Here is a 13,978-nt window from a genome sequence, read left to right as displayed (position 1 = left end):
TGCGCGTTTGAGATAATTCCGAAACAGTCGCTGCGTTTGGGAGAGCGTCATCATGGATCTGCGCGCCATAGCCATGGGGCTGGCATTTGCCTTCATCTGGTCGTCAGCCTTCACCTCGGCGCGGATCATCGTCGCCGATGCCTCGCCCCTTTTCTCACTGGCGCTGCGATTTTTGATCTCGGGGTTGTTAGGGGTCGCAATTGCGCGGGCGATGGGCCAAAGCTGGAGGCTGACGCGCGCGCAATGGTACGCGACTATTCTGTTTGGAATATGCCAAAATGCCCTTTATTTGGGTCTGAATTTCTACGCAATGCAAACCGTACAAGCATCTGTTGCGGCGATTATTGCATCAACAATGCCCCTGATCGTGGCATTAGCCAGCTGGACACTGTTTCACGAAAAACTTCGACCACTGGGCGTGTTCGGATTGCTGGCGGGTTTCGCTGGCGTCGCATTGATCATGAGCAGCCGGATTAGCGCGGGCGCCGACCTGTTTGGCGTCATGCTGTGCGGGCTGGGTGCGCTGGCGCTCAGCTTTGCGACACTGGCTGTGCGCGGGGCAACATCCGGCGGCAATTTCATGATGGTGGTCGGGCTACAGATGCTGGTGGGCGCGGCAATTCTGTTCTTCGCGGCCCCCATATTCGAGACGATCTACATTCACCCGAACGTACCGTGGATGCTGGCCTTTGCTTATACGACACTGTTCCCTGGCTTGTTGGCGACACTGATCTGGTTCCATTTGTTGAACAGGATCGGCGCGATCCGAGCCGCAACTTTTCACTTTTTGAACCCGGTCTTTGGCGTCGCGGTCGCTGCTGCTCTGCTGGGTGAAAAGCTTGGTCCGATGGATGCGGTTGGCGTGGGCATCACAACGCTGGGAATTCTGGCAGTGCAGCTGTCTCGGCAGACCGATCAGCGTAGCAATGCCTCGACCTGACGCAAGAGCTTCGGTGAATCCGGTTTGACGTTCGAGCCATACGTCTCGACAACCTCGCCCGCTGGGTCAATCAGGATCTTGTTGAAATTCCACTTGGGGACAAAGCCCGTTTGCTGGGCAACAGCCCTATAAAACGGATGGGCACCGGCGCCTTTGACTGGGGTGATGTCGGTCATGGGCAAGGTCAGACCAAAATTCATCTCGCAGAATTGTTTCACTTCTTTCGCTGACCCCAGTTCCTGATTGAACGAATCCGAAGGGACGGCCAAAACCACGAGACCTCGATCAGCATAGGTGTCATGGATTTTTTGTAAGCCAGCGTATTGCCCCGTGAACCCGCAATGGGATGCCGTGTTCACAATCAGCACCGGCTGACCTCTCCACCCCTCAAGAGAAAGCGTTCCGCCGTCAATCGAGTCAAACTCACCGGTCAAAGGTGCAGCTTGAACAGCGCGGGCAACCAGCAATAGGACGGATAACAGAAGCAGTCTGAACATGGTGTCACCTCCTTTATTGTGAATTACGCGTGCGTTTGGCATTCGGATCACCCGCACGAGAACGCGAGCAAGCTGAAATATGATTTTGATTTTCGCCCCAGTATGCCCAAATAAAGGTCCAAGTCACATCAACACCGGAGAAGCCATGACCCGCTACACCAAAGACCCCGAGGCCATTGCCGCTCTTTCACCTGAGGAATTCCACGTCACCCAACGCAGCGGCACCGAACGCCCCGGCACTGGAAAACTGTTGGGAAACAAGGAGCCGGGCATATACGTCGATATCGTCTCGGGCGAACCGCTATTTGCCTCGACCCACAAATACGAATCCGGATGTGGCTGGCCAAGCTTTACCAAGCCCATCGTGCACGAGCATGTCGAAGAGATTGAAGATCGCACGCTTGGCATGATCCGGACCGAGGTCCGCTCGAAACATGGCGACAGTCATCTGGGGCACGTATTCCCCGACGGTCCACGCGAACACGGCGGGCTACGCTATTGCATCAACTCCGCCTCCTTGCGGTTCATTCATCGCGATGAGATGGAGGCCGAAGGGTACGGTGAATACCTGATCCATGTGGAGGAAATCCAATGACCAATGAACGCGCTGTTCTGGCCGGGGGCTGCTTTTGGGGCATGCAGGACCTGATCCGTAAATTGCCCGGCGTTTCCAGCACCCGCGTCGGGTATACTGGCGGTGACGTGCCGAACGCCACCTATCGCAACCACGGCACCCATGCCGAAGGGATCGAGATCATTTTCGACCCAGCGCAAATTACCTATCGCGACCTGCTCGAGTTCTTCTTTCAGATCCACGACCCGACAACCGTTAACCGTCAGGGCAATGATCGCGGGATGAGCTATCGCTCGGCCATCTACTATGTGGACGACGCCCAGAAGCAAGTGGCCCAGGATACAATTGCCGATGTAAACGCCAGCGGCATCTGGCCCGGCAAGGTTGTGACCGAGGTCGAACCCGTCAGCGATTTCTGGGAGGCTGAGCCCGAGCATCAGGACTACCTTGAACGTATTCCCAACGGCTATACGTGCCACTTCCCGCGCCCCGATTGGGTTCTGCCCAAGCGCAGCGCGGCTGAATAACCGAATTGGCCCTCCTTCCCGCGAGGGGGGCTAACCTGAGGCCACCCTTGGGCGTCCGCTGGCTTCGACCGTGATCATCGCTTCGACAAACACGTCCTGCGCTTCGATGCGCGCAGTGCGGATGTCGCGGTCGACGACCACCCGGATATCTGCCGCTCCGGCCTGTCGCACTGCACCCTCGGCCTGATCCCGCAAAACCGTCTCCAACAGTTCCAAGGCCTTTTCGGATTCTGTGAAATCCTGCGGCCCTTCCTCCAAATGAACCCGGTAACGCCCTTCAGACGGTGACGTCACGGTTCCTGTTCGACGCAGCGTAAGCCGACCAACAACTGCTCCGATCGCGTTGGCCACACCGGCGTGTTCCGGTAGGATCATGGTGCAATGCAGGCGATCTCCGACAGCCGGATAATAGCTGGGGGCGGATGCGCCGAGGCCCACGACATCCACGTTTAGCGATGCGTCCAGCGCGATTAAGCCGCGATGCCTTGCCAGCCCTTTTTGCGTCAAAACGTGCCGGGCCAAGTCAGCAGGTGCAAGACCAAAACCGTCAGCTTCTTCGGCAAAAGCAGTCTCTAATAAGGTCAAAGACGTCTGTTCGGTCAACTGATCCACGATCATCTGTGCCAGTTGTTCGGGGCTGCCGGCTAGCCTGTCACCCGTCCCCACACGTTTGCGCGCCACCAGTTCCAATGCCTTGTGGGCGGCTTCCGCGTCCCAGACATCCAATCGACCCAGAACATGGCTGGCATCCGATGGTGTCACACCCGACACCTGAACGATTCCGCGATCCACCAGACGCGACAGGGCACCGTTCTCCATTCGGGTGCGCAACAGATCACTCAGGGGCAGGACATTTTCACCGAGCCTGTCCAACAAGGCCTCTTCGCGCGCACCCAACCCGTCGGCATTGATACCGGGAACACGGCGGGCAAACCGCGTGTCATGCTCTCCCACGGTTGTTGCCCGCAACTGTGTGTCCAGAACGCCGTGAACAACCTCGGGTGCTTCTGACGCGATCAGAGATACCGGCAGCACCCGTCGTGGCCCCAGAAATACGCCGCCGCCCAGCCCTTCGGTCACCACATGCACCTGGCTATCTCCACCCAGTCCGTGGGTGCGCATGGCAACCGCCTCAACCATCGTACGAAATCCGCCGACCTGCGCGCCCGCTGGGTCAATCGCGGGTTTGCCATCCCGAATCAGCGCAACATCTGTCGTGGTGCCGCCAATATCGGACACCAGTGCATTCTCGGCCCCTGTCAACCAGCTTGCCCCAACAATCGAAGCCGCCGGCCCGCTGAGGATGGTCTCAATCGGGCGTTCCCGCGCTTGTTCGGCGCTCATCAGGGCACCATCGCCGCGCACGACCATCATCGGTGCGGTGATGCCCAGATCAATCAACTGATCCTGCGCCCGACCGATCAAACGGTCGATCATGCCGATCAAACGCGCATTCAAAACCGCCGTGACCGCGCGCTTCGGGCCGTTCAATTTGGCCGACAACTGATGAGAGCACGTAACCGGTGCCCCGGTTTTTTCGGCAATGACACGCGCGGCATGCAATTCATGCGCCGGGTTCCGCGTTGCGAACTGCGCGGCAACCGCAAACCCAGAAACATCTTTGTGCGACGCCAAAAAGGCTTCCAACGCATCGACATCCAATGGCGCCGCCTCACCCCCGGCGTGGCTATGCCCACCGCCAATCACCAGCGCTGGATCACCCTTCAGCGCATCCCGCAGCCCATGTTTCTTAAGGTCTGCTTCCTTAAACCCGATGTAAATCAGCGCGACTCGACCACCTTGCCCTTCGACCAAGGCGTTCGTCGCCAATGTTGTCGACAAGGACGCCATCGAGATCTGGTCCGGCGAAACCTGCGCCTGATCCAACACGGCCGAGATCGCCCTGCCGACGCCAATTGCAAGATCGGCGCGTGTGGTCAGGGATTTGGCCGAGGCGATCACCTCTTTCTCGTCCCGGATCAGCACCGCATCCGTATAGGTTCCACCCGTATCCACCCCCAAAGCCAACGCCATCGGGATCTCCTTCCTGTTCGCTGTTCACGGGTGTAGCGGTTTGGACCGACACGTCCAGCCTGTTTGCGTCACTTACGACAATCGTTTCACCGCCCAGCGCGCGGCATCCGCCACAGTCGGATCGGGGTCATCGACCAGCGACTGGGCCACAGTCATCAGATCAGTCTGGTGCGAGTTTCCAATTGCATACAAAACATTGCGCACAAACCGATCCCGCCCGATCCGCTTGATCGGCGAGCCCGAGAACTTGGCCCGAAACGCTGCATCATCCAACACAGCAAGCTCGGCCAACGGCGGTGCTTTCAGATCATCACGTGCGGCATACCGCACATCGCTCGCTGCGATGGCGAATTTGTTCCACGGGCACGCGGCCAAACAATCGTCGCATCCATAAATCCGGTTTCCCAGCTTTTGGCGCAGCTCTTCGTCGACCGGCCCTTTATGTTCGATCGTCAGATATGAAATGCATCGCCGCGCATCTAACTGATACGGCGCGGGAAACGCATCCGTCGGACAGGCGCTCAAACAAGCTCGACAATTACCGCAATGGTCAGATTCAGCCATGTCTGCAGGCAGGTCCAACGTCGTAAAAACAGAGCCTAAAAAGGCCCAATTTCCCCAGTCGCGGCTTACGAGATTGGTGTGTTTTCCCTGCCAGCCCAGCCCTGCCGCATGGCCCAAAGCCTTCTCCGGAACAGGCGCGGTATCAACAAAGACCTTTACCTCTCCACCAGCTTCCGCAATCAACCAGCGCGCCAACCGCTTCAGCCGCTTCTTGACCAGATCGTGGTAATCCTTGTTCTGAGCATAAACAGAAATCGCCGCCTTGTCCGGATGCTGCAGCACTTCGGTCGGATCATGGTCAGGCGTATAGCTCTCGGCCAGCATGATGACCGACCGCGCCTCGGGCCACAATGCGGCCGGATCCCCGCGCCAATGGGTCCGCTCGGCCATCCACCCCATCTGCCCGTAATACCCGGCATCCAAAAACGCCTGCAAGCGTGACGGCACTTCGGGCACGTCCCAAGGTCGGCAAACACGGCAAGAGACAAATCCCTCGCTCAGAGCCTGCGCCACCAGCTTTTCTTTTAGACCTGATCCGCTCTTCATCTGGCTACAAGTACCCTCGGGGGTGAATTGGCCCACACCCGGCCAAGAGGGGGCAGTCAGCCCGCTACACCTTCACCCTATCAGAAATCCAGATCAGCGTAATGCGGTGGCGGTCGGAACCCAGGAACCTGATCTGCCAATATAGACCGGAATGCAGGCCGCGACTTGATCTTGGCATACCAATCCTTGACCGCCTGAGAACGGTTCCAATCTACGTCCGAGATGTAATCCAGCGCAGACAGATGCGCAGCAGCAGCAAAATCAGCCAGCGTCATCTGATCCCCTGCCAGCCAGCGCCGGTGATCCAGCAGCCAAGCCATGTAGTCCAGATGATACTTGATCGCCTTTGCACCCGCCTTGACGTTTTTACTGTCGGGATAACCCTCGCCCGTCACCTTCTTGTTCACCCGCTCATACAGCAGTCGGGATGTGACCTCGTGATGGAACTTGTCATCGAACCAGCCAACCAAACGCCGCACCTCGTACCGTGCTTCTGGTTTTTTGGGCATCAGCGGGGGGTCAGGGCGGGTTTCTTCGATATATTCACAAATGGCGGCACTTTCCGCCATGACCTGTCCATCCAGTCGCAACACCGGGACTTTGCCGGCTGGGTTGCGGCGCAGAAAATCCGGGTCTTGTTCCCAGTATCGTTCCTCGACCAGTTCGACTTCGATTTTCTTTTCCGCAAGCGACAGGCGCACCTTGCGGCAATACGGGGACAGGGGAACATGAAACAGACGCGCCATGGGCTTCCAATCGAACCAGTGAATACCCCCCAGCTTTAGCCTTGAGGGGCATAGGGTTTCAATCCTCGAAACAATCCGCGCGACCATCTGCGCGGATGGTGGCCGCCCCATCCCGGATGGATGCCGCACGTCTGCGGGTTCGAACCGACGGATCTGTGACGGATCTGTTGCGGGGGGACGGCAGGATCGCCGCCAATCGGGCCGCCTGAACTGACGACAACTTGGACGCACTCGTTCCATAATATCGCTGCGCTGCCGCTTCGACCCCGAAGACCCCCTGACCGGTTTCGGCAACGTTCAGATATACTTCGAGGATTCGCTGCTTGCTCCAGAAGATTTCGACGACGGGCGTAATCGACGTTTCAAACGCTTTGCGCACCCAACTGCGCCCCTGCCACAGGAACACGTTCTTCACGACCTGCTGTGTAATGGTCGAGGCCCCTCGACTGCCGCCGTCTTCCAGCGCTTCGCGGATTGCTTCAACGTCAAAGCCCCAATGCAGGCAGAAATTCGCGTCCTCGGCGGCCACGGCAGATCTGCCCATAACCGGGGCAATTTCTTCGATCGACACCCACTCGCGCTCGACCTTCCCCAATCTTCGCCATTCCGACCAGATTGTATGAGTCACCGGCGGATTAACCACCGAGTAAAGCAGGACCAAACCCACGACAAAAGCCACAACGCCCAAGGCGATGCGTGTTACCCAACGACGAATCCGCGGAACCAGTGGCCTTTTTGATTTCGACGCCTTGCTTTTCTTTTTGCTCGACTTGCGCGCTGCTGTTCTTGCCATTTTGTTGCTATACGACGCTGTGGCCGGGTTTGGAACGGTTTATCTTGCCTGATCTGAGCGTTGCGCGGGTATGCAATCTTAAGCAAGGCCGGGACGTAAATTGAAAACCCCGCGTGTCCTTGGTGACACGCGGGGTTCTGATTTGGTCTAACAATTTTCGCTTACTCGGCGGGAACAGCAGTTGCCTCGGTCGTCAGAGGATGGCTGAGCTTGTTCAGCATCTCTTTCGGGCAAACCTGCAGGAAGTTGGCCTTTTCGACCTCCCAATGTTGCAGAATGTCGGCGGCCTTACGGCTGTTGGTTTCAGCCTGATGGGTTTCGATCAGCGATTTCAACTGATTTTCCCAATGGTCGACAGTCACCGGGCAGGTCACCAGCGTTTCCATGTTCATCAGCTGCTCGGCCTTGCCTTCGGGGTCGTACAGATAGGCCATACCGCCCGTCATACCTGCGCCAAAGTTGGCACCAATGCCACCCAAGATCACCGCAATACCACCGGTCATGTATTCACAGCCGTTCGAGCCACAGCCCTCGATCACCACAGTGGCGCCCGAATTCCGAACCGCGAACCGCTCACCTGCGCGGCCAGCCGCAAACAGGTGGCCATCAGTTGCGCCGTAAAGAACGGTGTTGCCGATAATGGTGTTTTCGTCTGCTTTCAGCGGGCTGACCTGCGGCGGACGTACAACGATTGTGCCCCCGGACAGGCCCTTGCCGACATAGTCGTTGGCATCACCAGATACCTCAAGCTTCAGACCTGGGGCCGCAAAAGCCCCCAACGACTGACCGGCCGAGCCTTGCAGTTTCACATGCAGGTGGTCGGGCTGGAACGTGTTCCGCATCCCGAAATTCTGCACGATATGGCTGGAGACCCGTGTGCCCACGGTTCGGTGCGTGTTTTGAACAGCATAGGACAGCTGCATTTTCTCACCGTCTTTCAGGAACCGTGCAGCATCGCGCACAATTTCCGCATCAAGCGTATCGGGCACTGCATTGCGATCTCTGTCGCGGTTGTAGACGATGTTATGGGCACCATCGACGGTGATCAGCAGCGGGTTGAGGTCCAGATCATCCAGATGCGCTGAACCGCGACTGACCTGCGCCAGCAGATCTGCCCGCCCGATGATGTCGTCAATCGACCGCGCACCGAGGCTGGCCAGCAGCTCGCGCACTTCCTGTGCATAGAAGGTGATCAGGTTGACGACCTTATCGGCATTACCGGTGAACTTTGCCCGCAGGGATTCGTCCTGCGTACACACACCGACCGGGCAGGTGTTCGACTGGCACTGACGCACCATGATACAGCCCATCGCGATCAGAGCAGCGGTGCCGATACCGTATTCCTCGGCCCCCATCATCGCAGCCATGACGATATCACGACCGGTGCGCAAGCCACCATCGGTTCGCAGGGTCACGCGGTCGCGCAGGTTGTTCATCGCCAAAACCTGATGTGCCTCGGTCAGGCCCATCTCCCACGGCAGACCGGCATATTTGATCGAGGTCGCCGGAGATGCCCCGGTGCCACCATTGTGGCCCGAAATCAGGATCACGTCCGCTTTGGCCTTGGCCACACCGGCGGCAATCGTGCCAACACCCGAAGACGCCACCAGTTTCACGGTAACCTTGCAGCGCGGGTTGATCTGTTTCAGGTCGTAGATCAGCTGCGCCAGATCCTCGATTGAGTAGATATCGTGGTGCGGCGGTGGAGAGATCAGGGTCACACCCTTGGTCGAATGGCGCAGTCGCGCAATCAGGTCGGTAACTTTCATGCCCGGCAGCTGACCGCCTTCACCGGGTTTGGCACCCTGAGCGACCTTAATCTCCAGTTCTTCACACTGATTCAGGTATTCGGCGGTCACACCGAACCTGCCCGAAGCGACCTGTTTGATCTTGGCCGACGGGTTGTCGCCATTGGGCTCCGGCACAAAATGTGCCGGGTCTTCGCCACCCTCGCCGGAGTCGGATTTCGCACCGATCCGGTTCATCGCCACGTTCAGCGTCTTGTGCGCCTCGGGCGATAACGCACCCAGCGACATGCCCGGCGTGACGAACCGCTTGCGGATCGAAGTGATCGACTCGACCTCTTCAATCGGGATTGGCTTGCCCAGCGGTTTAAAGTCCATCAGGTCACGCAGATGGATCGGCGGGTTCGACTGCATCTTGGCCGAGTATTGCTTCCACAGCTCATAGGACGCGCGGTTACAAGCCATTTGCATCATATGCATCGAGGTCGCTTCCCACGCGTGGGTCTCACCCGATTTACGCGCCTTATAGAACCCACCGATGGGCAGCACGTCCAGACCGCTATCCCATGCCTTGGCGTGGATCTCCTCGGCCTTCGTCTGAATACCCGTGACGCCGATGCCGGAAATCCGGCTGGTCATTCCAGGGAAGTATTCGGCCACCATCGCACGGCTCAGGCCAACGGCCTCAAAATTCAGGCCGCCGCGATAGGACGAGATTACCGAGATTCCCATCTTGGCCATGATCTTCAACAAGCCCTGATCGATCGCTTCGCGGAAGCGGGCGACATTTTCGGTCAGGGTCCCGTCCAAAAGGCCGCGATCAATACGGTCGGCCAGCGAATCCTCGGCCAGATAGGCGTTCACAACGGTCGCACCACAACCGATCAGAACGGCAAAATAGTGCGGGTCGACACATTCCGCCGAGCGTACGTTCAACGAACAGAATGTCCGTAGGCCCTGACGGGTCAGGTGTGAGTGCACCGCACTTGTGGCAAGGATCATGGGCATCGCCACACGACCTGCGCCCGAGTTCAAGTCAGACAGCACCAGATGCCCAGCGCCGGACCGAACGGCCTCTTCCGCTTCGGCTCTAACACGGGCCAACGCCTCGCTTAGTGCGTTTTGGCCGGGCTCAAAGCTACAGTCGATCTCGGCCAGCGGGGCATCAAAGCTTTCAACCAGCTTGTCCCATTGCGCGTTGCCGACAAAGGGACTTTCCAGAACCACAATCTCGGTCTGGCTGCTGTCCTCATCCAGCACGTTCTTGAGGTTCGCAAACCGCGTCTTCAAAGACATCACGCGGTATTCGCGCAAAGAATCGATCGGCGGGTTGGTCACCTGGCTGAAATTCTGCCTAAAGAAATGGCTGAGCGGGCGGTATTGCTTGGACAGAACCGCCGAGGGCGTATCGTCACCCATCGAGGCCAGCGCCTCTTTACCATCTTCCGCCATCGGGGCGAGAATCTGCTCCAATTCTTCGACTGAATACCCCGCCGCGATTTGGCGCTTGCGCAGTTCTTCACCTGAAAAGATCGGAGCTTCGGTCACGCCCGCCAGCGTGGCATCCAAATCGTGAATCTTGCCGACCCATTCGCCAAATGGCAGCGCACGGGCCAGTTTGTTCTTGATCTGCGTGTCGCGGAACAACTTGCCCTTCTTCATATCGACGGCCAGCATCTGACCTGGGCCAAGCGCGCCTTTTTCGGTCACTGTGGCCTCATCAATCGGCACCATCCCGGCCTCGGACCCTGCAATGACAAGACCGTCGCCAGTTACTACGTAACGCATCGGACGCAGACCGTTCCGGTCCAGACCCGCACAAACCCAACGGCCATCGGTCATCGCCAATGCGGCGGGGCCGTCCCACGGCTCCATCACCGAGTTGCAGTAGGAATACATGTCGCGCCACGCCTGCGGCAGTTCGACCGCCTGCTTGGACCAGCTTTCCGGCACCAGCATGGTTTTCGCCATTGGGGCAGACCGGCCGGCACGGACAAGAACTTCAAAAACAGAGTCCAGAGCCGCCGAATCCGACGAACCGCCTGCGATGATCGGTTTGATGTCCTCGGCATAGTCACCAAAGGTGCCGCTGGCCATGCGAATCTCATGGCTTTTCATCCAGTTGATGTTGCCCTTCAGCGTGTTGATCTCGCCGTTATGTGCCAACATGCGGAAGGGCTGAGCCAGCCACCACTGCGGGAACGTATTGGTCGAATATCGCTGGTGGTAGATGGCAAAGGCACTTTCAAAGCGCTCGTCCATCAAATCGGGGTAGAACACCGCGACCTGCTCGGCCAACATCATGCCCTTATAGATGATCGACCGGCAGCTGAGCGAGGCCAGATACAGATCAGAAATACCGGCAGCCAGTGCCGCCTTTTCGATGCGGCGACGGATCACATAAAGCTCGCGCTCAAACGTGTCTTCATCCACACCTTTTGAGTTCGAGATCAGGATCTGCTCGATCTCAGGGCGGGTGGCGTTGGCTTTTTCACCCAAGCAGGTCACATCGACCGGCACATGACGCCAGCCATAGATGTAATAGCCCATTCGTAGAACTTCGGTTTCCACGATGGTCCGGCACTGCTCCTGCGCACCGAAATCGGTGCGCGGCAAAAAGACCTGACCAACCGCAATCAGTTGATCCAGTCGTGGCTCATGTCCGGTGCGGCGGATCTGGTCATAGAAGAACGGAACCGGGATCTGCACGTGGATACCCGCGCCGTCACCCGTCTTGCCGTCTGCGTCCACCGCGCCGCGGTGCCAGATTGCCTTGAGCGCGTCGATCCCGGCATCCACCACCTTACGCGACGCCTTGCCGTCAATCGAAACCACAAGACCTACGCCGCATGAAGAATGCTCTTCATCTTCGGAATAGAGACCATTTTCGGCCAACCATTTGCGCTTGGCTTCTTCTGCCCGCACCCAATCGGCATCATACTTGGTCATTGGCTGTCTCCTTCTTCCGGCAGGGCATACATGGCTTCGACCTCGGCTTTGGTCATCTGCCGGCGCTCTCCTGCGAACGCGTAGCCCTCGGGCTTTTTATCTATGTAAAGTTCAAGTTTCAGCGGGTTGCCGGTGTCGTCGAATAGACCGGCAGCCATTTGGGTTTGCCCGTGCATCTCGCCGGGCAAAGTGATCCGGTACCATAGCGCCGAGCCGCAGTCCGAGCAAAACGCCCGTTCGGCCCAATCTGACGAGGTGTAAGTCTTGACCGGTCCCAAGGCGGCATAACCGGGCTCGGCCGCGAAGGTCACCAGCATCGAACTGGTCCAGCGACGGCATTGATCACAATGGCAGGCTCCCAGCGATTCCCGCGCCGGGGTTGCGGTCACCGTTACCGCGCCGCACATGCATTGACCTTGCAATTCGGGCATCAGACCCTCCTGTCGCTGGGCTAGGATTATTCGGCTGCGATGGCAGCCTTGGCGTTGAAACGGTCGATAATCGCATCTGCGCAGTCACGACCGTCACGAATGGCCCATACCACCAGAGACGCACCGCGCACGATGTCACCAATGGCATAGACTCCGTCCATCTCGGTCGCGCCAGTCTCGAACGCTGCCTTGACGGTGCCCCAACGGGTGACGGGCAGGTCGGGCTGGCCGAACAGGGTGGGCAGGTCTTCAGGCTCAAAGCCCAGCGCCTTGATCACCAGATCGGCATCTTCGACATAATCCGCGCCTTCGATCACCTCAGGTGCCTGACGGCCGGTTGCATCGGGCTGACCCAGACGCATCTTCTGCACCATCACGCCTGCAACGGTGTCGTCGCCGGTAAAGCCCTTGGGCGCGCTCAGCCATTCGAACACCACGCCTTCTTCTTCGGCGTTTTGGGTTTCGCGCTGCGAACCCGGCATGTTCGCCCGGTCACGACGATAGAGGCATTTGACCGACGTGGCGCCTTGCCGGATCGAAGTCCGTACACAGTCCATCGCGGTATCACCGCCACCAATAACGACCACCTTCTTGCCTTCGGCATTCAAGCGGCCATTGTCGAAATCTTCGACGTCATCGCCAAAACTTTTGCGGTTCGAGGCGGTCAGGAAATCGATGGCTTTTTCGATTCCAGCCAGACCGCTGCCGGGCATAGACAGATCGCGCGATTTGTACACGCCTGTCGCAATGATTACTGCATCATGCTTGGAGCGTATTTCCTCGAACTTGGCGGCATCGACGTCGCAATTCAGCACGAATTCTACACCACCATCTGCCAGCAGGTCATTGCGACGCTGCACGATGTCTTTTTCCAGCTTGAACCCCGGAATGCCGTACATCAACAGACCACCCGCACGATCATAACGATCATAGACGGTGACCTGAATGCCCGCGCGGCGCAGCATGTCAGCCGCAGCCAGACCGCCGGGGCCGCCACCGATGATGCCGACGCTTTCGCTGCGCTCGGCACCCGGAGCGGTGGGCTTCACCCAGCCTTTGTCCCAGGCGGTGTCGGTGATGTATTTCTCAATCGTGCCAATGGTGACCGTGCCGTGGCCCGATTGCTCGATCACGCAGTTGCCTTCGCACAGGCGGTCCTGCGGGCAGATTCGGCCACAAATCTCGGGGAATGTGTTGGTGGCCTGACTGGTTTGGTAGGCTTCTTCCAAACGCCCCGTCGCCGTCAAATGCAGCCAGTCAGGGATGTTGTTGTGCAGTGGGCAATGCGACTGGCAGTATGGAACACCACATTGACTGCATCGGCTGGCTTGCTCCTTGGCCTTCTCTGCTGCGAATTCGGCGTAGATTTCATCAAAATCTTCTCTGCGGTCATCGGCGGCACGCTTTTCGGGCATGACGCGGTCGATCTGCACAAATTTCAGCATCGGTTGCTTGGCCACGGGTCAAACTCCATGAATTGGCTTGGTCACGTCTCTTTAAGAGATGAAAGATTGGATGAAAAGTCAACTGTACTGACCTAAATTCGAAAATCGAGGGAAAATTTGGTGGAGGTTTGAAATTAAATGCGATTTTTAGTTCCGATTCGGACCTATATGCACGCTTTCCTTTTCC

Annotated in this window: 11 protein-coding genes; 3 read left to right on the top strand and 8 right to left on the bottom strand. The window is 58.1% G+C overall.

Annotated features, from left to right (window positions below; translation table 11 throughout):
* Nucleotides 1-52: 52 nt before the first annotated feature.
* Nucleotides 53-940 carry a DMT family transporter gene (locus tag AC2FJF_RS22895; protein ID WP_496727332.1) on the top strand — a complete coding sequence of 296 codons (888 nt, stop codon included), beginning with the start codon at nucleotides 53-55 and terminating at the stop codon, nucleotides 938-940.
* Here AC2FJF_RS22895 and AC2FJF_RS22890 read toward each other — a convergent pair.
* Nucleotides 916-1,437 carry a glutathione peroxidase gene (locus AC2FJF_RS22890; RefSeq protein WP_496727331.1) on the bottom strand — a complete coding sequence of 174 codons (522 nt, stop codon included), beginning with the start codon at nucleotides 1,435-1,437 and terminating at the stop codon, nucleotides 916-918. The two genes, AC2FJF_RS22895 and AC2FJF_RS22890, sit on opposite strands and share 25 nt — an antisense overlap.
* A 145-nt stretch (nucleotides 1,438-1,582) precedes the next feature.
* Here AC2FJF_RS22890 and msrB point away from each other — a divergent pair, with 145 nt between their 5' ends.
* Together msrB and msrA are read left to right on the top strand one after the other, a co-directional pair.
* Entirely contained in the window at nucleotides 1,583-2,032 is a 450-nt protein-coding gene (msrB, locus tag AC2FJF_RS22885; protein ID WP_170563837.1) for a peptide-methionine (R)-S-oxide reductase MsrB, read from the top strand.
* Nucleotides 2,029-2,538, top strand: coding sequence for a peptide-methionine (S)-S-oxide reductase MsrA (gene msrA / locus AC2FJF_RS22880; protein WP_496727330.1), 510 nt, complete (start codon nucleotides 2,029-2,031; stop codon nucleotides 2,536-2,538). The genes msrB and msrA overlap by 4 nt, the downstream gene beginning before the upstream one ends.
* Before the next feature lie 30 nt (nucleotides 2,539-2,568).
* Here the strand turns inward: msrA and AC2FJF_RS22875 are convergent, their stop codons facing one another.
* The 7 genes from AC2FJF_RS22875 to AC2FJF_RS22845 all read right to left on the bottom strand — a co-directional run bounded on the left by AC2FJF_RS22875 (nucleotide 2,569) and on the right by AC2FJF_RS22845 (nucleotide 13,806).
* Nucleotides 2,569-4,572, bottom strand: a complete 2,004-nt coding sequence (locus tag AC2FJF_RS22875; RefSeq protein ID WP_496727329.1) for a hydantoinase/oxoprolinase family protein — start codon at nucleotides 4,570-4,572, stop codon at nucleotides 2,569-2,571.
* A gap of 72 nt (nucleotides 4,573-4,644) precedes the next feature.
* Nucleotides 4,645-5,682 carry a tRNA epoxyqueuosine(34) reductase QueG gene (gene queG, locus AC2FJF_RS22870; protein ID WP_496727327.1) on the bottom strand — a complete coding sequence of 346 codons (1,038 nt, stop codon included), beginning with the start codon at nucleotides 5,680-5,682 and terminating at the stop codon, nucleotides 4,645-4,647.
* An 80-nt stretch (nucleotides 5,683-5,762) separates the two neighbouring features.
* A complete protein-coding gene (gene fzlA, locus AC2FJF_RS22865; RefSeq protein ID WP_496727326.1) occupies nucleotides 5,763-6,428 on the bottom strand; it encodes an FtsZ-binding protein FzlA in 666 nt (221 codons plus the stop codon).
* Nucleotides 6,429-6,486: 58 nt separating this feature from the next.
* Nucleotides 6,487-7,221 (bottom strand): monofunctional biosynthetic peptidoglycan transglycosylase, encoded by a 735-nt coding sequence (mtgA, locus tag AC2FJF_RS22860; RefSeq protein WP_496727325.1) that lies wholly within the window; start codon nucleotides 7,219-7,221, stop codon nucleotides 6,487-6,489.
* A gap of 161 nt (nucleotides 7,222-7,382) precedes the next feature.
* Nucleotides 7,383-11,915: a glutamate synthase large subunit gene (gene gltB / locus AC2FJF_RS22855; protein ID WP_496727323.1), complete on the bottom strand. Its 4,533-nt coding sequence runs from the start codon at nucleotides 11,913-11,915 to the stop codon at nucleotides 7,383-7,385.
* On the bottom strand, nucleotides 11,912-12,346 hold the full coding sequence (locus AC2FJF_RS22850) for a GFA family protein (RefSeq protein ID WP_496727322.1): 435 nt from the start codon (nucleotides 12,344-12,346) through the stop codon (nucleotides 11,912-11,914). The genes gltB and AC2FJF_RS22850 overlap by 4 nt, the downstream gene beginning before the upstream one ends.
* Before the next feature lie 26 nt (nucleotides 12,347-12,372).
* Complete coding sequence (locus AC2FJF_RS22845; RefSeq protein ID WP_109313050.1) at nucleotides 12,373-13,806, bottom strand: NAD(P)-dependent oxidoreductase; 1,434 nt, start codon at nucleotides 13,804-13,806, stop codon at nucleotides 12,373-12,375.
* Nucleotides 13,807-13,978: the final 172 nt, after the last annotated feature.

It is taken from the genome of Ruegeria sp. CDSB013, assembly GCF_059611165.1.
The sequence above is the reverse complement of the archived record's forward strand: the minus strand, read 5'-3'. Positions and strand labels throughout refer to the sequence as shown.